This is a genomic window from Streptomyces sp. NPDC019531, from assembly GCF_044903305.1.
Classification (GTDB): domain Bacteria; phylum Actinomycetota; class Actinomycetes; order Streptomycetales; family Streptomycetaceae; genus Streptomyces.
In genome coordinates, this window is sequence record NZ_JBJDQL010000010.1 from 1 (window position 1) to 22854 (window position 22854).

The following is a 22854-nucleotide window of genomic DNA, read 5'->3' on the forward strand; positions in this document are numbered from 1 at the left end:
TCCCAACAAACACCATCCCCCACCACCCCCCCCCCCCCCCCCCCCCCCCCCCCCCCCCCCCCCCGGCCCCGACCCACAACCCACCCGCACGCGCTACACAAACCCCCACCCACCCCGCACAGGCCGCCACAGGCATACAGGGGCGCGGGGAACTGCGCAGAACGCCCGCCCCCACCAACCCGCACAGGCCGCCGCAGGCCACCCGTAGGCTGTACCGCGTGCAGGAACGACACGACGCCCCCCTCGCCCCGCTGACCACCTTCCGCCTGGGCGGCCCCGCCACCCGCCTCATCACGGCGACGACCGACGCCGAGGTGATCGAGGTCGTCCGCGAGGCCGACAGCAACGGCACGCCGCTCCTCGTCATCGGCGGTGGGTCCAACCTCGTCATCGGGGACAAGGGCTTCGAGGGCACCGCGCTCGTCATCGCCACCAAGGCTTACGAACTCACCGGCACCCACCTCGAACTCGCCGCCGGTGAAGTATGGACCGACGCCGTCGCACGCACCGTGGACGCCGGACTCGCCGGCATCGAGTGCCTCGCCGGCATCCCCGGCTCCGCGGGCGCGACCCCCATCCAGAACGTCGGCGCCTACGGCCAGGAGGTGTCCTCCACCATCACCGAGGTCATCGCCTACGACCGCCACAACGGCGAAACGGTCACCCTCACCAACGACGACTGCGCCTTCTCCTACCGCCACAGCCGCTTCAAGCAGGACCCCACCCGCTACGTCGTCCTCCGCGTCCACTTCGAACTGGAAGACGCAGGCGGCCTCTCCGCGCCGATCAAGTACGCCGAAACCGCCCGGACCCTCGGCGTCGAACCCGGCGACCGCGTCCCCCTCGCCAACGCCCGCGCAACCGTCCTGAAGCTGCGCGCAGGCAAGGGCATGGTCCTGGACCCCGACGACCACGACACCTGGTCGGCAGGCTCCTTCTTCACCAACCCGATCCTCACCGACACCCAGTTCACGGAGTTCCACGCGCGCGTGAAGCACCACCTGGGCGAGGACGCCGAACCCCCCGCCTACCCCGCGGGCGACGGCCACACCAAGACCTCCGCGGCCTGGCTCATCGACAAGGCGGGCTTCACCAAGGGCTACGGCACCGGCCCGGCCCGCATCTCCACCAAGCACACCCTGGCCCTCACCAACCGGGGCAACGCCACCACGGAGGACCTCCTCGCCCTGGCCCGAGAGGTCGTGACGGGCGTACGGGACACCTTCGGAATCACACTGGTCAACGAACCCGTGACGGTCGGCGTCAACCTGTAACCCCGGCACCACTACCCCGGCACCACTACCCCGCCACCAGTACCCCGGCACCAGTACCCCGGCACCAGGCACTCAGTACGCCACCCCCACCCCCTGCTTCACCACCCCCGCATCCCCCACCATCCCCAACATCGCGTGCGCCACATCCGCCCGCGAGATGAACCGCCCCCGAGCCGGAAACCCCCCGACGACAGTCCGGTACACCCCGGTCAGCGGCTTGTCCTGCAGACGAGGAGGACGTACGGCGGTCCAGTCCGTCGCGCCCGCCGCCAACTCCGCCTCCATCTCGCTCAGATCGGCGTAGACATCCTTGAGCACGGCGGACACGAGCCCCCGCATCCACCGGTCCACGACCCCGGCGTCCACCGGCGCGGGCCCGACCGGAGCCGCGCTGACCACGAGCACCCGCCGCACCTGTTCCGCCTCGATCGCGGCCAGCATCACCCGGGTCAGCCGCGCGGCGATCCCGGCGTCCTTGCGGCCGCGCGGCCCGAGCCCGGACAGCACCGCGTCCCGGCCGGCCACGGCGGGCCGCAGCACCTCCGGATCGGTCAGGTCTGCGCGGACCACGTCCAGCCGCTCGCCCGTGACGGTCAGCCGGGCGGGATCCCGTACGACGGCGGTGACCTCATGGCCCGCGGCCAGGCCCTGCCGGACGATCTCCTGCCCTATGCCCCCGGTGGCGCCGAAAACGGTGAGTTTCATGTGTACTCCCGCGCTCTAGGTGGGTGAGTATTCACTTACCCCTGCTTACTCTAGAGTGGGTAAGCATTCACCCACCCGTCAAGCCCCATGGCCGAACCCGCAGCCGACCTCACCGTCGAACCCAAGGGGACGAAACCGATGCAACCGAAGCCGCCCCCCGCCCGCGTCCGCATCCTCGACGCCGCCCACGACCTGATGCTCACCGTCGGGCTGGCCCGGGCCACGACCAAGGAGATCGCCAAGGCGGCCGGCTGCTCCGAGGCGGCGCTGTACAAGTACTTCACCAGCAAGGAGGACGTGTTCATCCGCGTCCTCGCGGAACGGCTGCCGAGACTCGCCCCTTTCCTGCGCGACCTCGCCGCCGAGCCGGGCCGCCGCCCTCTGGCGGAGAACCTCACCGAGATCGCCCGCCAAGCCGCCCTCTTCTACGAGCAGAGTTTTCCGATCGCCGCCTCGCTGTACGCCGAGACCCAGCTCAAGCGGCGCCACGACAACGCGATGCGCGAGATGGAGTCCGGACCGCACAAGCCGATCGAGTGGCTCGACGCCTATCTCCGGGCCGAGCAGTCCATCGGCCGCGTCGCCCCCGACGCCGACACCTTCGCCGCCGCCTCGCTGCTGCTCGGCGCCTGCGCGCAGCGGGCGTTCGCGTACGACGCCACGCGGGACGGCGTTCGGCCTCCCGTGGAGGACTTCGCCGCCCGGCTGGCCAGGACCCTGCTGGGCGGAATCTCGGTTGCCGGGAAAACAGCGTGACGGCCACGCTGAACCCATGACGTCCAGGACCCCCGCATGCGGCTGAGACTCACCGAGTTCAGACCCCGCACCGGCCCTCATGAACACCGCGTCGTCCAGCCCCGCCACACCCTGCGCCACACCTCGCTGACCGCACCGGAACCGATCGGCCTGCTCCTCGGCGACCACGACGGACTGAACCGGCTCGCGGGCCTGTTCTCCTTCGCCGCCTACTCACGCCACACGATCGTCCACGTCCCACTGCGGGACGGAGTCCCCCCGGACGAGGGCTGGGGACAACACGTCGACCTCGTCCTGGCGCACCACTCTTACGGACTGCGCCCCAGCAGGTGGCCCGAGCTGCGGCGCGCACTCAAGGCCGGCGCCCCTCTGGCCGTACACACCGACGAGGCCCGTACGCGGAGAGACGCCGACGCCTGGCAGCAACGGCAGAGGCACGCGGACTTCCGGGACGAACTGCGGCACGCCACGCACGCGCGTACGTTCTTCCTGTTCGGCAGCCGGGACGCCTTCGCCCTGACGGCCGTGAACCTCGCGTACGCGGCGGGCTGGGGACCGCGCCAGAAGGGCGTCGCCCAAGGGAATTCGGCCATGGTGACGGGGATCTGGCTGAAGGACGAGCCGGGCGGCGGCCACCCTTACGAGGTCCTCGTCTGCTTCAAGCCCTATCCGCCCTACGCCCACTTCAAGAGGCCGGGCCACTGAGCCAGTCGTCCACCCCCGACAGCAGCTTCGCCTTCATGTCCTCCGGTGCCGCCGAAGCCCGCACCGACTGCCGGGCCAGCTCCGCGAGCTCCGCGTCCGAGAAGCCGTGATACCGGCGGGCGATCTCGTACTGCGCGGCCAGCCGGGACCCGAACAGCAGCGGGTCGTCGGCGCCCAGCGCCATCGGCACCCCGGACTCGAACAGCTTCCGCAGCGGCACGTCCTCCGGTTTCTCGTACACACCGAGCGCCACGTTCGACGCCGGGCACACCTCGCACGTCACCTGCCGGTCCGCCAGCCGCTTCAGCAGCCGCGGGTCCTCCGCCGCCCGCACCCCGTGCCCGATCCGGTTCGCGTCCAGGTCGTCCAGACAGTCCCGCACCGACGAAGGACCGGTCAGCTCACCGCCGTGCGGCGCCGACAGCAGCCCGCCCTCGCGCGCGATGTGGAACGCCCGGTCGAAGTCCCGTGCCATACCCCGGCGTTCGTCGTTCGACAGCCCGAAGCCGACCACGCCCCGGTCCGCGTACCGCACCGCGAGCCGCGCCAGGGTGCGCGCGTCCAGCGGATGCTTCATCCGGTTCGCGGCCACCAGCACCCGCATTCCGAGCCCCGTCTCGCGCGAGGTCGTCTCCACCGCGTCCAGGATGATCTCCAGCGCCGGGATCAGCCCGCCGAGCCGGGGCGCGTACGACGTCGGGTCGACCTGGATCTCCAGCCACCCCGAACCGTCACGGACATCCTCCTCCGCGGCCTCCCGCACCAGCCGCCGGATGTCGTCGGGCTCCCTGAGACACGAGCGGGCCGCGTCGTACAGCCGCTGGAACCGGAACCAGCCCCGCTCGTCCGTCGCCCGCAGCTTCGGCGGCTCCCCGCTGGTCAGTGCTTCGGTCAGCGCCTCGGGCAGCCGTACACCGTATTTGTCGGCCAGTTCCAGGACGGTGGCGGGCCGCATCGAACCGGTGAAGTGCAGGTGCAGATGGGCTTTCGGCAGCTCAGAGACATCACGTACACGCTCCATTCCAGGATCCTGCCGTACGTTCCGCCCGTCCCGGTACCACTTTCCCCATTAGTGGTCTTGCTCGCACAAAGAACAGAGACCTCCTCCGAAATTTCGGAGGAGGTCTCTGCGGCGGGGCCGAACGTCAGTCCCGCGCCTCCGCCAGCAGCTTCTGGATCCGGCTGACACCCTCGACGAGATCCTCGTCACCCAGGGCGTACGACAGCCGCAGATAGCCCGGCGTGCCAAAGGCCTCGCCCGGGACCACCGCCACCTCGGCCTCCTCCAGGATCAGCGCGGCCAGCTCGACCGTGTTCTGCGGGCGCTTGCCGCGGATCTCCTTGCCGAGCAGGTCCTTGACCGACGGGTAGGCGTAGAAGGCGCCCTCGGGCTCGGGGCAGAGCACGCCGTCGATCTCGCCCAGCATGCGGACGATCGTCTTGCGGCGGCGGTCGAAGGCCGTGCGCATCTCCGCCACCGCGTCGAGGTTGCCGGAGACCGCGGCGAGGGCGGCGACCTGGGCGACGTTCGACACGTTGGACGTGGCGTGCGACTGGAGGTTGGTCGCGGCCTTGACGACGTCCTTGGGGCCGATGATCCAGCCCACCCGCCAGCCGGTCATCGCGTACGTCTTCGCGACACCGTTGACCACGATGCACTTGTCGCGCAGCTCGGGCAGGAGCGCGGGCAGCGAGGTGAACTTCGCGTCGCCGTAGACGAGGTGCTCGTAGATCTCGTCTGTCAGCACCCACAGACCGTGCTCCACGGCCCAGCGGCCGATCGCCTCGGCGTCGGCCTCGCTGTAGACGGCGCCGGTCGGGTTGGAGGGGGAGACGAAGAGGACGACCTTCGTCTTCTCGGTGCGGGCCGCCTCCAGCTGCTCGACGGAGACCCGGTAGCCGGTGGTCTCGTCGGCGACCACCTCCACCGGGACACCGCCGGCCAGCCGGATCGACTCCGGGTACGTCGTCCAGTACGGCGCCGGGACGATGACCTCGTCGCCCGGGTCGAGGATCGCGGCGAAGGCCTCGTAGATCGCCTGCTTGCCACCGTTGGTGACGAGGATCTGGGACGCGTCGACCTCGTAGTTCGAGTCGCGCAGCGTCTTCGCGGCGATCGCGGCCTTCAGCTCGGGGAGGCCACCGGCCGGCGTGTAGCGGTGGTACTTCGGGTTGGAGCAGGCCTCGATCGCGGCCTGGACGATGTAGTCCGGGGTCGGGAAGTCCGGTTCACCGGCGCCGAAGCCGATCACCGGCCGCCCGGCGGCCTTGAGGGCCTTGGCCTTGGCGTCCACGGCGAGGGTGGCGGACTCGGAGATCGCGCCGACTCGGGCGGAGACCCGGCGCTCGGTGGGAGGGGTTGCAGCGCTCATGGGGCCCATCGTTCCAGACCGGAAACTTCCCCGGCACGCGGGTTTCACAGACTGAACAACTGCTGAACAACCGTCCGGATTCGCGCCGCACGCTGGGCGATCTTCCGTCCCCAAGGGCCCTACGGGCGCTTTCTGTTCGACGAGGGGCCCCGGACCACGTACACTCTCACCTCGTTGGCCTTCAGCAGTCGCCCCATCAGGTGCACACCGAGCACCCGGTCGGATGCGGTACGTTGGGGGACACACAAAGGGTCGTAGCTCAATTGGTAGAGCACCGGTCTCCAAAACCGGCGGTTGGGGGTTCAAGTCCCTCCGGCCCTGCTACACACACCATCGCCAGGATGTGTGCGCATGTACGTACAGCAATGCACCGCCGTGCGGCTCCAACCGGGCGCGGCACGGCCACGACCCGGGAACAGGTGAGGACGAATGGCGGACGCCGTGGGCTCCATCGACACGCCTGATGCCCAGGACGAAGTGCCGGAGTCCAAGAAGAAGACCCGCAAGGGTGGTAAGCGTGCCAAGAAGGGCCCGCTGAAGCGCCTCGCGATCTTCTACCGGCAGATCGTCGCAGAACTCCGCAAGGTCGTATGGCCGTCGCGGAGCCAGCTGACGACGTACACGACCGTGGTGATCGTCTTCGTCCTCGTGATGATCGGTCTGGTGACCGTGATTGACTATGGACTCAACCACGCCGCCAAGTACGTATTCGGCTGAGCACAGAGCGAAGGGCGCCGAGGTTACCGGCGCCCCTTTTCGCATGTTCCACCCCTAAGTATCCAGGAAGAAGCAGCCACCGTGTCTGACCAGAACCTGAACGACGCCATCGAGCCCGACGAGTCTGTCGACGACGAGCTCGACATCGTCGAGGGCGCGGACGAGGACCTGGACGAGGTCGAGGCTGCCGACGCCGAGGCGGGCGAGCCCGCCGAGGAAGCCGCTCTCCACGTCGAGGACGAGTCCGGCGGTGACGTCGAGGCCGTCGAGGACGAGGAAGAGGCGGACGCCGAGGAAGAGCCGGCCGAGCCCGTCGACCCCGTCGCCGCCCTGCGCGAGGAGCTGCGGACCCTTCCCGGCGAGTGGTATGTCATCCACACCTACGCCGGTTACGAGAACCGCGTGAAGACCAACCTCGAACAGCGTGCCGTCTCGCTGAACGTCGAGGACTTCATCTTCCAGGCCGAGGTGCCGCAGGAAGAGGTCGCGCAGATCAAGAACGGCGAGCGCAAGACCATCCGTCAGAACAAGCTCCCCGGCTATGTGCTGGTGCGCATGGACCTGACGAACGAGTCCTGGGGCGTCGTCCGCAACACCCCCGGCGTCACCGGCTTCGTGGGCAACGCCTACGACCCGTACCCGCTGACCCTGGACGAGATCGTCAAGATGCTCGCCCCGGAGGCCGAGGAGAAGGCCGCCCGCGAGGCCGCCGAGGCCGAGGGCAAGCCGGCTCCGCAGCGCAAGGTCGAGGTCCAGGTGCTGGACTTCGAGGTCGGCGACTCGGTCACCGTCACCGACGGCCCCTTCGCCACCCTGCAGGCCACGATCAACGAGATCAACGCCGACTCCAAGAAGGTCAAGGGCCTGGTGGAGATCTTCGGTCGTGAGACCCCGGTCGAGCTGAGCTTCGACCAGATCCAGAAGAACTAGCCCGTCCAGTTCTTCCTGGACAGACACTTTCGAGCAGGTCAGACGGGCTGTCCGCAGCCCGCCTGACCTGCTCGATTTTTGGCCGCGCATCTATACCCGTTATCGTTGTGCGGTATGCCTGCGTGCGGGTGGTCCCCGTTCGCAGGCAGGACCCGAAGCGAAAGGACCCGGAGAGCTATGCCTCCCAAGAAGAAGAAGGTCACGGGGCTCATCAAGCTCCAGATCCAGGCCGGTGCCGCCAACCCGGCTCCGCCGGTCGGCCCCGCGCTGGGCCAGCACGGCGTCAACATCATGGAGTTCTGCAAGGCCTACAACGCCGCGACCGAGTCGCAGCGTGGCTGGGTGATCCCGGTGGAGATCACGGTCTACGAGGACCGCTCCTTCACCTTCATCACCAAGACGCCGCCGGCCGCGAAGATGATCCTCAAGGCCGCGGGCATCGAGAAGGGCTCCGGCGAGCCGCACAAGACCAAGGTCGCCAAGATCACCCAGGCGCAGGTCCGCGAGATCGCCACCACCAAGATGCCCGACCTCAACGCCAACGACCTGGACGCCGCCGCGAAGATCATCGCCGGTACCGCGCGTTCCATGGGCGTCACGGTCGAGGGCTGACCTCACCCCCGTAAGACAAGCAGAAGTGGCAGGGCCTGCTCGGCCCGTACCACGACTCCTTTCTGAACACACAGGAGCAGTTGTGAGCAAGCGCAGCAAGGCCCTCCGGGCTGCGGACGAGAAGATCGACCGGGAGAAGCTGTACGCCCCGCTCGAGGCCGTCCGTCTCGCCAAGGAGACCTCCACCTCCAAGTTCGACGGCACCGTCGAGGTCGCCTTCCGTCTGGGTGTCGACCCGCGCAAGGCGGACCAGATGGTCCGTGGCACCGTGAACCTCCCGCACGGCACCGGTAAGACCGCCCGGGTCCTGGTCTTCGCGACCGGTGACCGTGCCGAGGCCGCTCGTGCCGCGGGCGCCGACATCGTCGGCGCCGACGAGCTCATCGACGAGGTGTCGAAGGGCCGTCTGGACTTCGACGCCGTCGTCGCCACCCCGGACCTCATGGGCAAGGTCGGCCGCCTCGGCCGTGTGCTCGGTCCCCGTGGTCTCATGCCGAACCCCAAGACCGGCACCGTCACCCCCGATGTCACCAAGGCTGTCAACGACATCAAGGGCGGCAAGATCGAGTTCCGCGTCGACAAGCACTCGAACCTGCACTTCATCATCGGCAAGACGTCCTTCGACGACACCAAGCTGGTGGAGAACTACGGCGCGGCCCTGGAGGAGATCCTCCGTCTGAAGCCGTCCGCCGCCAAGGGTCGCTACATCAGGAAGGCCGCCATCAGCACCACGATGGGCCCCGGCATTCCGCTGGACTCCAACCGCACCCGCAACCTCCTCGTCGAGGAGGACCCGGCCGCGGTCTGAGACACCGGCAGGTTCCCGGGCCCCGCACCTTTCGAGGTGCGGGGCCCGTTCCCATGTGCGGGGACTGTGCTCTGAGTTAGCGTGCGAGCAGGGCACTTGCACCGGGGGGACGCATGAAGAGGACGACGGTCTGGGTCATGACGGCCGCCGCGCTGACCGTACTCGCCGCCTGTACCTCCTCCGGCTCTTCCGACGGGCCCGAAGACAAGCGCACCGCCTCGGCGCCCGCCGCCCTCCCCGCCCTGCGCACCGCCGAGCACTCCACCGAGCGGGCCGGGACAGCCCGGGTGAGATCCACCACCGTGATGGGCAGTCAGCTGTCCCTCACCGCCGACGGCCTCCTCGCCTGGCGCGACGACCTCTCCGGCGCCCTCACCATCCGCTACACCGGCGGCACCGCGGCCGAGACGATGCGCGACCTGGGCGTCACCTCCATGGAGGCCCGCTACCTCTCCGACGCGTACTACGCGCGCATGGGCGACACCTTCGCGGCCAAGATCGGCGGCAAGCACTGGCTCAAGTACGCCTACGACGATCTGAAGACCCTCGGCGGCGGCGCCGAACTCGCCGACCAGATGCGCTCCACCACCCCCGACCAGTCGGTGAAGCTGCTGCTGGACTCCGAGGACGTGCGCGAGGTCGGCCAGGAGGGCGTGGACGGCCGGACCACCACGCACTACACCGGCACCGTGGAGGTCGAGGACGTCACCGACACCGACCTGCGGCAGCGACTGCGGGACGCCGGTGTCACCGCCGAGACCGTCGACATCTGGATCAACGAGAAGGACCTGCTGGTCAAGAAAGTCGAGAAGACCAGCACGACCAACGGCAAGGTGATCCAGACCGCCCACTACAGCGACTACGGCGTGCGGGTCGCCGTACAGAAACCGCCGGCCGCCGACACGGCGGACTTCAAGACCCTCCTGTCACAGCCGAGCACATCCTCCTCCTGAGCCCCACGGAATTCACGGGACCGCTCGCACCCCTCTCGGATAGGCTCGCGGTCTTGCTGTGAATCGGCCATGTGTTCCTTTGGGGGGAAATTGATGGGTACTTCTGCACGACGTTCCGCGCGCTGTCGGACGATCGGCGCCGGGCTCGCCGCGGTGGCCCTCGCCGCGGGTGCGGTGAGCTGTGGCAAGGGGTCGGGCGAGGAGTCGCCGAAGATGACGCCCGCGGCGGCGGTCGCCAAGGCGGCGAAGAACACCGAGGACATCTCCTCCTTCCGCTACCGCATGAAGGGCAAGGTGCCCGAGCAGGGGCGGGTCGAGGCAGAGGCCTCCATGCGCACCAAGCCCGACGTCGCGATGACGATGAAGATGACCGCCCCCGACCAGGGCACCGAGGGCACCGTGGAGATCCGGCTCGTCGACAAGGCCATGTACATCGGCGGGAACGCCGAGATGGCCAAGGAGATGGACGGCAAGAGCTGGATCAAGTTCGACATGTCGGCGCTCGGCGACGACCTCGGCGGGGCCGCGCCCGGCGCGAGCCAGGCCGACCAGAACCCGGCCACCGAGTCCGCCTTCCTCACCGGCGCCAAGGACGTGAAGAAGGTCGGCACCGAGACCGTCGACGGCGTCAAGACCACCCGTTACTCGGGCACCGTCACCCTCGACGAACTGAAGGCCTCCTTCAAGGACGAGGCCAAGGCCACCCGCGAAGCGCGCGAGAAGAGCCTCCAGCAGTACGAGAAGCTGGGCGTCGACAAGCTCAAGATGGACATGTGGGTCGACGGCGAGGACCACGCCAAGCAGTTCCGGATGCAGGGCGACGCCACCAAGGGCCCGCTCGACATGACCATCACCTTCCTCGACTACAACAAGCCGGTGACCGTCACGGCCCCGCCCGCGAAGGACACCGCCGACCTGGCCGAGATGATGAAGGGGCTTCAGGACGGCTGAGCCGGCTGAGCGCCGTAGGACCGGATTTGCTTGACAGGGATCCGGTCACGTACGCTCCTACAGAAGCCAAAGACCGCTGGTCGTTGCCGTGTCCTCGCAAGAGGGGGCGGTGGCCGAAGGATCCGCTGATATCCGCGGACGACCCGCGCAGGTGAATGTGGAAGTCGCTCCTGGAGTCCGCTGCCTCACGGCATGTGTGTTCCGGTCGAGCTACGCCCCGTGCGCCTGCGCCGGGGCGTTTCGTTTGTCCCAGCCCCTTCCGAGCGGTCCTCATCACCCGGAAGGAGGCCGACGCTCTATGGCAAGGCCCGACAAGGCTGCCGCGGTGGCCGAGCTCGCGGAGCAGTTCCGTAGCTCGAACGCCGCCGTGCTGACCGAGTACCGGGGTCTCACCGTGGCGCAGCTCAAGACGCTGCGTCGTTCGCTCGGTGAGAACGCCCAGTACGCCGTGGTGAAGAACACGCTGACCAAGATTGCGGCCAACGAGGCCGGGATCTCGACGCTCGACGACCTGTTCAACGGTCCGACGGCAGTTGCCTTCGTCACCGGTGACCCGGTGGAGTCGGCGAAGGGTCTTCGTGACTTCGCCAAGGACAACCCGAACCTCGTCATCAAGGGCGGTGTCCTTGACGGCAAGGCGCTGTCCGCCGACGAGATCAAGAAGCTTGCGGACCTCGAGTCCCGCGAGGTTCTGCTCGCCAAGCTGGCGGGCGCCTTCAAGGGCAAGCAGACTCAGGCTGCTCAGGTCTTCCAGGCGCTCCCGTCGAAGCTCGTCCGCACCGTGGACGCGCTTCGCGCCAAGCAGGCCGAGCAGGGCGGTGCCGAGTAATTCGGCTCGCGCATTGATCCACGCCGTATGAGGCGCGGGTCGTAGCGGGCCGTAAGTACGCCCGCCGTATCGATACATCCCGGCACCAGCCGAATTAGTGGAAGGATCGCCCCTCATGGCGAAGCTCAGCCAGGAAGACCTGCTCGCGCAGTTCGAGGAGATGACCCTCATCGAGCTCTCCGAGTTCGTGAAGGCCTTCGAGGAGAAGTTCGACGTCACCGCCGCCGCCGCGGTCGCCGTTGCCGGCCCCGCCGGTCCGGCCGCCGTTGCCGAGGCCGCTGAGGAGCAGGACGAGTTCGACGTCATCCTCACGGGTGCCGGCGACAAGAAGATCCAGGTCATCAAGGTCGTGCGTGAGCTGACCTCCCTGGGCCTGAAGGAGGCCAAGGACCTCGTGGACGGCGCCCCGAAGCCCGTTCTCGAGAAGGTCGCCAAGGAGGCCGCCGAGAAGGCTGCCGAGTCCCTCAAGGGCGCCGGCGCCTCCGTCGAGGTCAAGTAACACCTCTCACAGGTCTCGCGAGGCCTGTAACGCGCAAGCACCGAAGAGCGATCATCCATCCGGGTGGTCGCTCTTCGGCGTTCCTGGAGGCGCGGTCACGGTTACCTTGCGGCCTCGAGGGCGAGGGGTATGGTGATCTTCGTCGTGTCTCCCGAAACCCCGCGTTCGGGCAGGGGGGCCTTGACGAACCGCACGCAGCGCGCAATTCTCAGGACGCGTCGCCAGAACGGTCCGAATCCGAGGCATGGATCGGTGACGAAGAGGGCAGTATCAACGTGCGTTGAGGGCAGGCACGCCGAGGACGTTGAGGGCAGCGAGAGTTTTTGAAGACCGGGCAGAAAAGCAGGGCTGGACATCAGTGCGCCAAGTGGCTACACTGACCCTTTGCGCTGCCTGTTAGCTGTCCCCTGCCCGTCACCAGGGGTCTGCCCTCGCCTCAGCATCGATGATCGGACCATCTCTGACCTGGCCTTTTGGTCAAATCGGAGAGACCTGTCTCTGTGCCGTGGGTAAGGGCCCGGGGAGCGCGTAGTGAGTCCGAGCCCTCGGAAGGACCCCCTCTTGGCCGCCTCGCGCACTGCCTCGACCGCGAATACGAACAACGGCGCCAGCACCGCCCCGCTGCGCATCTCCTTTGCAAAGATCAAGGAGCCTCTTGAGGTTCCCAACCTGCTCGCGCTGCAGACCGAGAGCTTTGACTGGCTGCTCGGGAACACCGCATGGCAGAGTCGGGTCGAGGAGGCTCTGGAGTCAGGTCAGGACGTCCCCACCAAGTCCGGTCTGGAGGAGATCTTCGAGGAGATCTCCCCGATCGAGGACTTCTCCGGGTCGATGTCGCTGACGTTCCGCGACCACCGTTTCGAGCCGCCGAAGAACAGCATCGACGAGTGCAAGGACCGCGACTTCACGTACGCGGCCCCGCTCTTCGTGACGGCCGAGTTCACCAACAACGAGACCGGTGAGATCAAGTCCCAGACGGTCTTCATGGGCGACTTCCCGCTCATGACCCACAAGGGCACCTTCGTCATCAACGGCACCGAGCGTGTCGTGGTGTCGCAGCTGGTCCGCTCGCCCGGTGTCTACTTCGACTCCTCCATCGACAAGACGTCCGACAAGGACATCTTCTCGGCCAAGATCATCCCTTCCCGGGGTGCCTGGCTGGAGATGGAGATCGACAAGCGCGACATGGTCGGTGTCCGTATCGACCGCAAGCGCAAGCAGTCCGTCACCGTGCTCCTGAAGGCTCTCGGCTGGACCACCGAGCAGATCCTGGAGGAGTTCGGCGAGTACGAGTCGATGCGCGCCACCCTGGAGAAGGACCACACCCAGGGCCAGGACGACGCGCTGCTCGACATCTACCGCAAGCTGCGTCCGGGCGAGCCCCCCACGCGTGAGGCCGCGCAGACGCTTCTTGAGAACCTGTACTTCAACCCGAAGCGTTACGACCTCGCCAAGGTCGGCCGCTACAAGGTCAACAAGAAGCTGGGTGCGGAGGCTCCGCTTGACGCGGGCATCCTGACCGTCGAGGACATCATCTCGACGATCAAGTACCTGGTGAAGCTGCACGCGGGCGAGACCGAGACGGTCGGCGACAGCGGCACGAACATCGTCGTCGAGACCGACGACATCGACCACTTCGGCAACCGTCGTCTGCGCAGCGTCGGCGAGCTCATCCAGAACCAGGTCCGCACGGGTCTGGCTCGTATGGAGCGCGTCGTCCGTGAGCGCATGACGACCCAGGACGTCGAGGCGATCACGCCGCAGACCCTGATCAACATCCGGCCGGTCGTCGCCTCCATCAAGGAGTTCTTCGGCACCAGCCAGCTGTCGCAGTTCATGGACCAGAACAACCCGCTGTCGGGTCTCACCCACAAGCGCCGTCTGTCGGCTCTTGGTCCGGGTGGTCTCTCCCGTGAGCGGGCCGGCTTCGAGGTCCGTGACGTGCACCCGTCCCACTACGGCCGTATGTGCCCGATCGAGACGCCCGAAGGCCCGAACATCGGTCTGATCGGTTCGCTCGCCTCCTACGGCCGCGTCAACGCGTTCGGTTTCGTGGAGACGCCGTACCGCAAGGTCGACGGCGACGTCGTCACCGACGAGGTCGACTACCTGACGGCCGACGAGGAGGACCGCTTCGTCATCGCGCAGGCCAACGCCACGCTCGACGACAACATGCGTTTCACCGAGAACCGCGTCCTGGTCCGCCGTCGTGGCGGCGAGGTCGACTACGTCCCCGGTGACGACGTCGACTACATGGACGTCTCGCCGCGCCAGATGGTGTCGGTCGCGACCGCCATGATCCCCTTCCTGGAGCACGACGACGCCAACCGTGCCCTCATGGGCGCGAACATGATGCGTCAGGCCGTGCCGCTCATCAAGAGCGAGGCCCCGCTCGTCGGCACCGGCATGGAGTACCGCTCCGCCGTCGACGCCGGTGACGTGGTCAAGGCCGAGAAGCCGGGTGTGGTCCAGGAGGTCTCCGCGGACTACATCACCACCGCCAACGACGACGGCACGTACATCACGTACCGCCTGGCCAAGTTCGCCCGTTCCAACCAGGGCACCTCGGTCAACCAGAAGGTCATCATCGACGAGGGCGACCGCGTCATCGAGGGCCAGGTCCTCGCCGACGGCGCGGCCACCGAGAACGGCGAGATGGCGCTGGGCAAGAACCTGCTCGTGGCGTTCATGCCGTGGGAGGGTCACAACTACGAGGACGCGATCATCCTGTCGCAGCGCCTCGTGCAGGACGACGTCCTCTCCTCGATCCACATCGAGGAGCACGAGGTCGACGCCCGTGACACCAAGCTCGGCCCCGAGGAGATCACCCGGGACATCCCGAACGTCTCCGAGGAGGTCCTCGCCGACCTCGACGAGCGCGGCATCATCCGCATCGGTGCCGAGGTCATCGCCGGTGACATCCTCGTCGGCAAGGTCACGCCCAAGGGTGAGACCGAGCTGACGCCCGAGGAGCGCCTGCTGCGCGCGATCTTCGGTGAGAAGGCCCGTGAGGTCCGTGACACCTCGCTGAAGGTGCCGCACGGCGAGACCGGCAAGGTCATCGGCGTCCGCGTCTTCGACCGCGAGGAGGGCGACGAGCTTCCCCCCGGTGTGAACCAGCTGGTGCGCGTGTACGTCGCGCAGAAGCGCAAGATCACCGACGGTGACAAGCTCGCCGGCCGGCACGGCAACAAGGGCGTCATCTCGAAGATCCTGCCGATCGAGGACATGCCGTTCCTGGAGGACGGCACCCCGGTCGACATCATCCTCAACCCGCTGGGTGTCCCGTCCCGAATGAACCCGGGACAGGTCCTGGAGATCCACCTCGGCTGGCTCGCCAGCCGCGGCTGGGACGTCTCGGGTCTCGCCGAGGACTGGGCGCAGCGCCTCCAGGTCATCGGCGCCGACCAGGTCGCCCCGGGCACCAACGTCGCCACCCCGGTGTTCGACGGTGCGCGTGAGGACGAGCTCGCGGGCCTGCTGAACCACACCATCCCGAACCGCGACGGCGAGCGCATGGTGCAGCCGACCGGTAAGGCGAGGCTGTTCGACGGCCGCTCCGGTGAGCCGTTCCCGGACCCGATCTCGATCGGGTACATGTACATCCTCAAGCTCCACCACCTGGTCGACGACAAGCTGCACGCCCGCTCGACCGGTCCGTACTCGATGATCACCCAGCAGCCGCTGGGTGGTAAGGCCCAGTTCGGTGGCCAGCGGTTCGGCGAGATGGAGGTGTGGGCGCTGGAGGCTTACGGCGCCGCGTACGCCCTCCAGGAGCTGCTCACCATCAAGTCCGACGACGTCACCGGCCGCGTGAAGGTCTACGAGGCCATCGTCAAGGGCGAGAACATCCCCGAGCCCGGCATCCCCGAGTCCTTCAAGGTGCTCATCAAGGAGATGCAGTCCCTGTGCCTCAACGTGGAGGTGCTGTCCTCGGACGGCATGTCCATCGAGATGCGCGACACCGACGAGGACGTCTTCCGCGCGGCGGAAGAGCTCGGCATCGACCTGTCCCGGCGCGAGCCGAGCAGCGTCGAAGAGGTCTGACGGGAGTCCGGCCGGAGGACCTGGTGAGGAACCTCCGGCCGGCCCCTGGACCCCCGTATCAGACCCCAAGACTTACAACCCTGAGAGGGATTGACGCATAGTGCTCGACGTCAACTTCTTCGATGAGCTCCGGATCGGTCTGGCCACCGCTGACGACATCCGTCAGTGGAGCCACGGCGAGGTCAAGAAGCCCGAGACCATCAACTACCGCACCCTCAAGCCCGAGAAGGACGGACTCTTCTGCGAGAAGATCTTCGGTCCTACCCGGGACTGGGAGTGCTACTGCGGCAAGTACAAGCGTGTCCGCTTCAAGGGCATCATCTGTGAGCGCTGCGGCGTCGAGGTCACTCGCGCCAAGGTGCGTCGTGAGCGGATGGGCCACATCGAACTGGCCGCTCCCGTCACCCACATCTGGTACTTCAAGGGCGTTCCGTCGCGCCTCGGCTACCTGCTCGACCTCGCTCCGAAGGACCTGGAGAAGGTCATCTACTTCGCGGCGTACATGATCACGTACGTCGACGAGGAGCGCCGCACCCGCGACCTGCCCTCCCTGGAGGCGCACGTCTCCGTGGAGCGTCAGCAGGTCGAGAACCGTCGTGACTCCGACCTGGAGGCCCGCGCCAAGAAGCTGGAAAGCGACCTGGCCGAGCTGGAGGCCGAGGGTGCCAAGGCGGACGTGCGCCGCAAGGTGCGCGAGGGTGCCGAGCGTGAGATGAAGCAGCTGCGCGACCGTGCCCAGCGCGAGATCGACCGTCTCGACGAGGTGTGGACCCGCTTCAAGAACCTCAAGGTCCAGGACCTCGAAGGCGACGAGCTGCTCTACCGCGAGCTGCGGGACCGCTTCGGCACCTACTTCGACGGTTCGATGGGTGCCGCGGCGCTGCAGAAGCGTCTGGAGTCCTTCGACCTCGACGAGGAGGCCGAGCGCCTCCGTGAGATCATCCGTACCGGCAAGGGCCAGAAGAAGACCCGTGCGCTGAAGCGGCTGAAGGTCGTGTCTGCCTTCCTGCAGACCTCCAACAGCCCCAAGGGCATGGTCCTCGACTGCGTCCCGGTCATCCCGCCGGACCTTCGCCCGATGGTGCAGCTGGACGGTGGCCGCTTCGCGACCTCCGACCTGAACGACCTGTACCGCCGTGTGATCAACCGCAACAACCGCCTGAAGCGCCTTCTCGACCTCGGTGCCCCCGAGATCATCGTGAACAACGAGAAGCGCATGCTCCAGGAGGCCGTCGACGCCCTCTTCGACAACGGTCGTCGTGGTCGCCCGGTCACCGGTCCCGGTAACCGCCCGCTGAAGTCCCTCAGCGACATGCTGAAGGGCAAGCAGGGTCGATTCCGTCAGAACCTGCTCGGCAAGCGTGTGGACTACTCCGCGCGTTCCGTGATCGTCGTCGGTCCGCAGCTGAAGCTGCACCAGTGCGGTCTGCCGAAGGCCATGGCGCTGGAGCTCTTCAAGCCGTTCGTGATGAAGCGCCTGGTCGACCTGAACCACGCGCAGAACATCAAGAGCGCCAAGCGCATGGTGGAGCGCGGCCGCACCGTCGTGTACGACGTCCTCGAAGAGGTCATCGCCGAGCACCCGGTGCTGCTGAACCGTGCTCCCACCCTGCACCGCCTCGGCATCCAGGCCTTCGAGCCGCAGCTGGTCGAGGGCAAGGCCATCCAGATCCACCCGCTCGTCTGCACCGCGTTCAACGCGGACTTCGACGGCGACCAGATGGCCGTACACCTTCCGCTGTCCGCGGAGGCTCAGGCCGAGGCCCGCATTCTGATGCTGTCCTCGAACAACATCCTCAAGCCCGCCGACGGCCGTCCGGTGACGATGCCGACCCAGGACATGGTCCTCGGTCTGTTCTTCCTCACCACCGACGGTGAGCTGCGTGACACCAAGGGCGAGGGCCGGTCCTTCGGCTCCACGGCCGAGGCGATCATGGCGTTCGACGCCGGTGAGCTGGCGCTCCAGTCGCAGGTCGACATCCGCTTCCCGGTGGGCACCATCCCGCCGCGTGGCTGGATGCCGCCGGCGCAGGAGGAGGGCGACCCGGAGTGGCAGCAGGGTGACACCTTCCGGCTGCGCACCACCCTGGGCCGCGCGCTCTTCAACGAGCTGCTGCCCGAGGACTACCCGTTCGTCGACTACTCGGTGGGCAAGAAGCAGCTCTCCGAGATCGTCAACGACCTGGCCGAGCGCTACCCCAAGGTCATCGTGGCGGCGACGCTCGACAACCTGAAGGCGGCGGGCTTCTACTGGGCGACCCGTTCCGGTGTCACCGTGGCCATCTCCGACGTCGTCGTTCCCGAGGCGAAGAAGGAGATCGTCAAGGGCTACGAGGCACAGGACGAGAAGGTCCAGAAGCAGTACGAGCGCGGTCTGATCACCAAGGAAGAGCGCACTCAGGAGCTCATCGCGATCTGGACCAAGGCGACCAACGAGGTCGCCGAGGCGATGAACGAGAACTTCCCCAAGACGAACCCCATCTTCATGATGGTTGACTCGGGTGCCCGAGGAAACATGATGCAGATGCGGCAGATCGCCGGTATGCGTGGTCTGGTGTCGAACGCCAAGAACGAGACGATCCCGCGTCCGATCAAGGCGTCCTTCCGTGAGGGCCTGTCCGTGCTGGAGTACTTCATCTCCACCCACGGTGCCCGTAAGGGTCTGGCCGACACCGCCCTGCGTACCGCCGACTCGGGTTACCTGACCCGTCGTCTGGTGGACGTCTCGCAGGACGTCATCATCCGCGAGGAGGACTGCGGCACCGAGCGCGGTCTCAAGCTCCAGATCGCGGAGGTCGGCGCGGACGGCGTGCTGCGCAAGGCGGACAACGTCGAGACCAGCGTGTACGCCCGTGCGCTGGCCGAGGACATCACCGTCGACGGCAAGGTGCTGGCCCCGGCCAACACCGACCTCGGCGACGTCCTCATCGACGAGCTCGTCAAGCACGGTGTCTCCGAGGTCAAGACCCGCTCGGTCCTGACCTGCGAGTCCGCCGTCGGTACCTGCGCGATGTGCTACGGCCGCTCGCTGGCCACCGGCAAGCTGGTCGACATCGGTGAGGCGGTCGGCATCATCGCCGCCCAGTCCATCGGTGAGCCCGGTACCCAGCTGACGATGCGTACCTTCCACACCGGTGGTGTGGCCGGTGACGACATCACGCAGGGTCTGCCGCGTGTCGTCGAGCTCTTCGAGGCCCGTACCCCGAAGGGTGTCGCCCCGATCTCCGAGGCGGACGGCCGTGTCCGCATCGAGGAGACCGAGAAGACCAAGAAGATCGTCATCACGCCGGACGACGGCAGCGACGAGACGGCGTTCCCGATCTCGAAGCGTGCCCGACTCCTCGTCAGCGAGGGCGAGCACGTCTCGGTGGGCCAGAAGCTCACCGTGGGTGCCACCAACCCGCACGACGTGCTGCGCATCCTGGGTCAGCGTGCCGTCCAGGTCCACCTGGTCGGCGAGGTCCAGAAGGTCTACAACTCGCAGGGTGTGTCGATCCACGACAAGCACATCGAGATCATCATCCGGCAGATGCTGCGCCGTGTGACGATCATCGAGTCCGGCGACGCCGAGCTGCTGCCCGGCGAGCTGGTCGAGCGCTCGAAGTTCGAGACCGAGAACCGTCGTGTGGTCCAGGAGGGCGGTCACCCGGCCTCCGGTCGTCCGCAGCTGATGGGTATCACCAAGGCCTCGCTGGCGACGGAATCCTGGCTGTCGGCCGCCTCCTTCCAGGAGACGACCCGAGTCCTGACGGACGCGGCGATCAACGCCAAGTCCGACAGCCTCATCGGCCTCAAGGAGAACGTCATCATCGGTAAGCTCATCCCGGCCGGTACGGGTCTGTCCCGCTACCGCAACATCCGGGTCGAGCCGACCGAGGAGGCCAAGGCCGCGATGTACTCGGCCGTCGGCTACGACGACATCGACTACTCGCCGTTCGGCACGGGCTCCGGCCAGGCCGTTCCGCTGGAGGACTACGACTACGGTCCGTACAACCAGTAAGCGAGTCGCTTGAGTTGAAGGGCGGTCACCTCTTGGGGTGGCCGCCCTTCGGCGTGTCACCGCCCGCGTTCCACATAGGCCTGCAGACGGTGCATCCGCGTATGGACGTCGGGGTGGGAGTCGAGCAGCCGCAACATCACGCCTTCCCGGGCAGCTTGCCGGGATTCCAGCCGATCGTGCTCCGCACGCAGCACCTCCAGCAGATGTGCGGCGAATCCGAGACCCGCGGCATGCTCGTCCGCGCGCAGCTCGGCCCGCCGGGAGACGGCGGCGACCAGGTACGGTGTGGCCAGCGGAAGGAAGATCAGGCCGTACGTGGCGGTCGCCAGCGCGAGGACGACGACGACCGCGGCGACGATCGCGGCAGTTGCCGCGCCCGCGGAGAGCCGTTTGACCCGTGAGGCCAGCCGGAGCAGCAGCCGCCAGGCGATCCGGGCGGGCAGCGCGTACCAGAGGGAGAGCAGCGACGCCCACGCATGGCCCCGGGTGTGATGGCCGAGCTCATGGGCGAGTACGCCCCCGAGCTGTGCGGGAGTGAGCGTCTTCATGGAGTGGCTGGTGACGCTGACGATGTGGCCAGCCGCCGCCAGGGCGTTGACGTCGGCGCTGTTCTCTATCCACAGCTGGTAGCCGTTCGCGTCGACTCCGGCGCGGCCCGCCACCTCCCGCCAGACGGGACGCAGTTTCCGCTCCTCCTCGGGGGCGGGGTAGCGCAGCCGGAAGAGCCACCGGGCCAGGAGGCGTTCGCAGGGCCGGCTGAAGACCAGGACACCGCTGAGCGCCCAGCACCCGAACGGGATCCACCAGGGGAGGTCGCTGACGACGCCGACGACGTACGACACCAGGAAGACCACGGCCAGACTGGCGAGCCCGTGGGGGAGATGGAGTGCCAGATGGCCGAGGGCGGTGATGTCCGCGCCGCGCCGACGGGTGGATATGTGGACGCGGCCGGAGCGGAATGGCAGCTCCTCGCCCGGTTTCCGGGATTTCCGGGGTTCCCCCGGTTCCTCGGGGCCCTCGTGTTCGTAGTTCAGGGACATGGCGCTTCCTTCGAGTGGGGACGATCTCAGGCGATGAGCAGAGACACGGGGAGCAGGACCGCCGAGCCGCCGAAGGCGATCAGTCCGGTCCGGATCCAGAAGTGCTTGCGAGCGGCGATACGGCTGTTCTCGGCGAGGGCGGTGCGCAGCGCCCGGGCGGGCGAGCGTTCCGTGTCCGCGAGGGCAGCGCCGAGCAGGCCGGCGCGGGCGGCGCGGCGGATGTCGTCGAAGTAGGTGAGCGGGAGGCCCGGGGCCCAATGGCTTCTGCCGTAGCGGGGCATCACGGCCAGGAGCAGGGCGAGGAGCGAGGTGACGAGCAGTGCGGTTCCCGACCACCACAGCACGGCGGCCGGCACGGGGAGGCGGGCGGGGGTCCAGCGCAGGTTGATCAGGAGGGCGCTCAGCAACCCCGCCGTCAGGCCGAGCATGCCCACCAGGACCGTGGCTTTGGCGTCGGCGCGGGCGATCTCGCCGCGGAGCTCGGCGAGCAGATGGGCGTCGGCCCGCGCGCGTGGGCTGCGCGGGGCCCGGGTCATGTGCCGTCGTCCGGGAGGCTCTCGCGCGGCTCCGGGTAGGCCGGCGGGAGTTCGCCCTCGGGGGAGACTCCTGTCGCCCGCAGAATGGCGGTCATCCGCTCGGCTATGAGCTGATGGGGCTGTGCGAGCTGGTAGTCCTCCAGCCGCTTGCCTTCCAGCGCCTGGTCGATCAGGTGCAGCTGGGTCTGCACCAGCTCGGCCTGCTCGGTATGGAGGTGCTGGAGCACCAGCGTCGTGTCCTCCGGATGCACCGCCAGGTGCAGGGCGAGCGCGGCCGTACCGCCCCTGGCCAGGTGATGCTCGTAGAACTCGATCTTCGCGGCAGTCCGCTTCGCCTCGTACTCGGCACGGAGTATGGACGCCCGGTGCTCCGGCTCGGCCGCCTCCTGCTCGTGCCGGGCCGTGCGCAGCCGGTCCTGGTGGGTGCGCTCGGTGGCATCGCGCCGCAGCCGGACCGAGCAGCCGACCTCCAGGCCCTCGGCCGCGCCGATCTGTGGGGTGGCGTCCACCGCCCGTTGCACAGCCCCCTCGGCGTCGGCGCTCGCCTCGATGTAGTGGCCGCGACCGGCTGCCCGCATCACGGGCAGCAGCTTGCGAGTGACCAGGGTGGGCACATCGTGCTCCTGGCTGCGCACGAACAGCTCCGGATCGACGACGCGCCAGGTGATGTCGGCTGTGGCCTCGAACTCGAAGCTGTCGACCCGGCTGGGCAGGGGCACGTTCAGCTGGAAGGAATGGGTGTCCGTGTCGACCTCGTACACCGTGATGCAGCCCCAGACGGACGTGGGGCGCTTCGGTGGCATGAAGGTCCGGTACGTCCCCTGCGGGGTGACCAGGACCAGCGCGTGGTCGAGGCGTCCCGCGTAGCGCCGGCTGCCGAACCGATACCGCGACAGATGCCAGACGGTGTGGACGGGGTCCGCGTCGGGGCGGGACACGAAGGGCTGCTCGGGTCGCTGCCGGAACCAGTCGAGCCGCTCGAACCGCCGGTCGTCCTCCTGCTCCCCAGGCTCGCCCGGCCCGGCAAAGGGCAGGTCCTGACTGTGCGGCTGTTCGGGAGGCTTGGAGTACTTCAGCTCTTGCGGCTGCTCGTGGCGTGGGTCGGTGTGTTGCATGGCTG

General features: G+C 67.8%; 19 protein-coding genes and 1 tRNA gene. 14 read left to right on the forward strand and 6 right to left on the reverse strand.

The features are described 5' to 3' along the window. The first annotated feature begins 218 nt into the window (after positions 1-218). The gene (locus ACI2L1_RS14710) at positions 219-1274 is read left to right on the forward strand and encodes a UDP-N-acetylmuramate dehydrogenase (protein WP_404739714.1); all 1056 of its coding nucleotides are present in this window, start codon (positions 219-221) and stop codon (positions 1272-1274) included. 72 nt (positions 1275-1346) lie between these two features. Here ACI2L1_RS14710 and ACI2L1_RS14715 read toward each other — a convergent pair whose 3' ends face one another. Next, the gene (locus ACI2L1_RS14715; RefSeq protein ID WP_404739715.1) at positions 1347-1979 is read right to left on the reverse strand and encodes an NAD(P)-dependent oxidoreductase; all 633 of its coding nucleotides are present in this window, start codon (positions 1977-1979) and stop codon (positions 1347-1349) included. Between the two features lie 138 nt (positions 1980-2117). On the opposite strand from ACI2L1_RS14715, the gene ACI2L1_RS14720 reads away from it, so the two are divergent. Beyond that, positions 2118-2735 (forward strand): TetR/AcrR family transcriptional regulator, encoded by a 618-nt coding sequence (locus tag ACI2L1_RS14720; protein WP_404739865.1) that lies wholly within the window; start codon positions 2118-2120, stop codon positions 2733-2735. A 36-nt stretch (positions 2736-2771) separates the two neighbouring features. Further along, positions 2772-3440 (forward strand): hypothetical protein, encoded by a 669-nt coding sequence (locus ACI2L1_RS14725; protein ID WP_404739716.1) that lies wholly within the window; start codon positions 2772-2774, stop codon positions 3438-3440. On the opposite strand, the gene ACI2L1_RS14730 is transcribed toward ACI2L1_RS14725, so the two are convergent. Together ACI2L1_RS14730 and ACI2L1_RS14735 are read right to left on the reverse strand one after the other, a co-directional pair. Then, positions 3421-4461, reverse strand: coding sequence for an adenosine deaminase (locus ACI2L1_RS14730; RefSeq protein WP_404739717.1), 1041 nt, complete (start codon positions 4459-4461; stop codon positions 3421-3423). The genes ACI2L1_RS14725 and ACI2L1_RS14730 overlap by 20 nt on opposite strands. Positions 4462-4585: 124 nt before the next feature. After that, a complete protein-coding gene (locus tag ACI2L1_RS14735) occupies positions 4586-5812 on the reverse strand; it encodes a pyridoxal phosphate-dependent aminotransferase (RefSeq protein ID WP_404739718.1) in 1227 nt (408 codons plus the stop codon). Between the two features lie 248 nt (positions 5813-6060). Between ACI2L1_RS14735 and ACI2L1_RS14740 the strand changes: the two genes are divergently transcribed. From ACI2L1_RS14740 to ACI2L1_RS14790, 11 genes are all read left to right on the forward strand, one after another. Then, positions 6061-6133, forward strand: a tRNA-Trp gene (locus ACI2L1_RS14740). A gap of 108 nt (positions 6134-6241) precedes the next feature. Beyond that, positions 6242-6529: a preprotein translocase subunit SecE gene (secE, locus tag ACI2L1_RS14745; RefSeq protein ID WP_404739719.1), complete on the forward strand. Its 288-nt coding sequence runs from the start codon at positions 6242-6244 to the stop codon at positions 6527-6529. 81 nt (positions 6530-6610) lie between these two features. Beyond that, the gene (gene nusG / locus ACI2L1_RS14750) at positions 6611-7459 is read left to right on the forward strand and encodes a transcription termination/antitermination protein NusG (RefSeq protein WP_404739720.1); all 849 of its coding nucleotides are present in this window, start codon (positions 6611-6613) and stop codon (positions 7457-7459) included. A 177-nt stretch (positions 7460-7636) separates the two neighbouring features. Beyond that, positions 7637-8071: a 50S ribosomal protein L11 gene (rplK, locus tag ACI2L1_RS14755; RefSeq protein ID WP_359031386.1), complete on the forward strand. Its 435-nt coding sequence runs from the start codon at positions 7637-7639 to the stop codon at positions 8069-8071. A gap of 82 nt (positions 8072-8153) precedes the next feature. Next, positions 8154-8879, forward strand: a complete 726-nt coding sequence (rplA, locus tag ACI2L1_RS14760; protein WP_062047706.1) for a 50S ribosomal protein L1 — start codon at positions 8154-8156, stop codon at positions 8877-8879. Positions 8880-8992: 113 nt separating this feature from the next. Then, a complete protein-coding gene (locus ACI2L1_RS14765) occupies positions 8993-9832 on the forward strand; it encodes a hypothetical protein (protein ID WP_404739721.1) in 840 nt (279 codons plus the stop codon). Between the two features lie 93 nt (positions 9833-9925). Then, on the forward strand, positions 9926-10783 hold the full coding sequence (locus ACI2L1_RS14770) for an LppX_LprAFG lipoprotein (protein WP_404739722.1): 858 nt from the start codon (positions 9926-9928) through the stop codon (positions 10781-10783). Between the two features lie 298 nt (positions 10784-11081). Next, positions 11082-11612, forward strand: a complete 531-nt coding sequence (gene rplJ / locus ACI2L1_RS14775; RefSeq protein WP_037680489.1) for a 50S ribosomal protein L10 — start codon at positions 11082-11084, stop codon at positions 11610-11612. Positions 11613-11727: 115 nt separating this feature from the next. Continuing rightward, positions 11728-12111 carry a 50S ribosomal protein L7/L12 gene (rplL, locus tag ACI2L1_RS14780; protein ID WP_351990294.1) on the forward strand — a complete coding sequence of 128 codons (384 nt, stop codon included), beginning with the start codon at positions 11728-11730 and terminating at the stop codon, positions 12109-12111. A 561-nt stretch (positions 12112-12672) separates the two neighbouring features. Next, entirely contained in the window at positions 12673-16158 is a 3486-nt protein-coding gene (rpoB, locus tag ACI2L1_RS14785) for a DNA-directed RNA polymerase subunit beta (RefSeq protein ID WP_404739723.1), read from the forward strand. A gap of 100 nt (positions 16159-16258) precedes the next feature. Next, positions 16259-20158, forward strand: a complete 3900-nt coding sequence (locus ACI2L1_RS14790; RefSeq protein WP_404739724.1) for a DNA-directed RNA polymerase subunit beta' — start codon at positions 16259-16261, stop codon at positions 20156-20158. A 56-nt stretch (positions 20159-20214) separates the two neighbouring features. Here ACI2L1_RS14790 and ACI2L1_RS14795 read toward each other — a convergent pair whose 3' ends face one another. Genes ACI2L1_RS14795 through ACI2L1_RS14805 form a run of 3 tightly spaced genes read right to left on the reverse strand, consistent with a single transcriptional unit; the run spans position 20215 to position 22849 of the window. Further along, positions 20215-21198 carry a M48 family metalloprotease gene (locus tag ACI2L1_RS14795; protein WP_404739725.1) on the reverse strand — a complete coding sequence of 328 codons (984 nt, stop codon included), beginning with the start codon at positions 21196-21198 and terminating at the stop codon, positions 20215-20217. A 26-nt stretch (positions 21199-21224) separates the two neighbouring features. Continuing rightward, a complete protein-coding gene (locus tag ACI2L1_RS14800; RefSeq protein WP_404739726.1) occupies positions 21225-21734 on the reverse strand; it encodes a Pycsar system effector family protein in 510 nt (169 codons plus the stop codon). Beyond that, complete coding sequence (locus tag ACI2L1_RS14805; RefSeq protein WP_404739727.1) at positions 21731-22849, reverse strand: hypothetical protein; 1119 nt, start codon at positions 22847-22849, stop codon at positions 21731-21733. Before ACI2L1_RS14805 ends, ACI2L1_RS14800 begins: the two co-directional genes overlap by 4 nt. Positions 22850-22854 lie beyond the last annotated feature (5 nt).

Excerpts from the sequence above, each read along its gene's own strand:
- ACI2L1_RS14715 (WP_404739715.1), bottom strand. The coding sequence starts at position 1,979 with ATGAAACTCACCGTTTTCGGCGCCACCGGGGGCATAGGGCAGGAGATC.
- ACI2L1_RS14720 (WP_404739865.1), top strand. The coding sequence starts at position 2,118 with ATGCAACCGAAGCCGCCCCCCGCCCGCGTCCGCATCCTCGACGCCGCC.
- ACI2L1_RS14725 (WP_404739716.1), top strand. The coding sequence starts at position 2,772 with ATGCGGCTGAGACTCACCGAGTTCAGACCCCGCACCGGCCCTCATGAA.
- ACI2L1_RS14730 (WP_404739717.1), bottom strand. The coding sequence starts at position 4,461 with ATGGAGCGTGTACGTGATGTCTCTGAGCTGCCGAAAGCCCATCTGCAC.
- ACI2L1_RS14735 (WP_404739718.1), bottom strand. The coding sequence starts at position 5,812 with ATGAGCGCTGCAACCCCTCCCACCGAGCGCCGGGTCTCCGCCCGAGTC.
- secE (WP_404739719.1), top strand. The coding sequence starts at position 6,242 with ATGGCGGACGCCGTGGGCTCCATCGACACGCCTGATGCCCAGGACGAA.
- rplK (WP_359031386.1), top strand. The coding sequence starts at position 7,637 with ATGCCTCCCAAGAAGAAGAAGGTCACGGGGCTCATCAAGCTCCAGATC.
- ACI2L1_RS14765 (WP_404739721.1), top strand. The coding sequence starts at position 8,993 with ATGAAGAGGACGACGGTCTGGGTCATGACGGCCGCCGCGCTGACCGTA.
- ACI2L1_RS14770 (WP_404739722.1), top strand. The coding sequence starts at position 9,926 with ATGGGTACTTCTGCACGACGTTCCGCGCGCTGTCGGACGATCGGCGCC.
- rplJ (WP_037680489.1), top strand. The coding sequence starts at position 11,082 with ATGGCAAGGCCCGACAAGGCTGCCGCGGTGGCCGAGCTCGCGGAGCAG.
- rplL (WP_351990294.1), top strand. The coding sequence starts at position 11,728 with ATGGCGAAGCTCAGCCAGGAAGACCTGCTCGCGCAGTTCGAGGAGATG.
- ACI2L1_RS14795 (WP_404739725.1), bottom strand. The coding sequence starts at position 21,198 with ATGTCCCTGAACTACGAACACGAGGGCCCCGAGGAACCGGGGGAACCC.
- ACI2L1_RS14800 (WP_404739726.1), bottom strand. The coding sequence starts at position 21,734 with ATGACCCGGGCCCCGCGCAGCCCACGCGCGCGGGCCGACGCCCATCTG.
- ACI2L1_RS14805 (WP_404739727.1), bottom strand. The coding sequence starts at position 22,849 with ATGCAACACACCGACCCACGCCACGAGCAGCCGCAAGAGCTGAAGTAC.